Source organism: Streptomyces lacrimifluminis, from assembly GCF_014646095.1.
GTDB classification, from domain to species: domain Bacteria; phylum Actinomycetota; class Actinomycetes; order Streptomycetales; family Streptomycetaceae; genus Streptomyces; species Streptomyces lacrimifluminis.
The window spans coordinates 1-578 of sequence record NZ_BMMU01000128.1; the positions used below are offsets into that span (position 1 = coordinate 1).

General features: G+C 58.0%; 1 rRNA gene. It reads right to left on the bottom strand.

What is annotated here, in order from left to right:
* Positions 1 to 497: ribosomal RNA gene (locus IEY89_RS40235) — 23S ribosomal RNA — on the bottom strand; the annotation flags it as partial.
* Positions 498 to 578: the final 81 nt, after the last annotated feature.

The window sequence follows — 578 nt, forward strand, 5'->3', positions numbered from 1 at the left end:
CGCCAGATTCACACGGGATTTCTCGGGCCCCGTGCTACTTGGGTGTCTCTCAAACGAGCCGTTAATGTTTCGACTACGGGGGTCTTACCCTCTACGCCGGACCTTTCGCATGTCCTTCGCCTACATCAACGGTTTCTGACTCGTCTCACGGCCGGCAGACCATGAAAGAGAGATCCCACAACCCCGTATACGCAACCCCTGCCGGGTCTCACACGCATACGGTTTGGCCTCATCCGGTTTCGCTCGCCACTACTCCCGGAATCACGGTTGTTTTCTCTTCCTGCGGGTACTGAGATGTTTCACTTCCCCGCGTTCCCTCCACACACCCTATGTGTTCAGATGTGGGTGACAGCCCATGACGACTGCCGGGTTTCCCCATTCGGAAACCCCCGGATCAAAGCCTGGTTGACGACTCCCCGGGGACTATCGTGGCCTCCCACGTCCTTCATCGGTTCCTGGTGCCAAGGCATCCACCGTGCGCCCTTAAAAACTTGGCCACAGATGCTCGCGTCCACTGTGCAGTTCTCAAACAACGACCAACCACCCACCACCCCACCCTTACAGGCGAGTTCACTGGG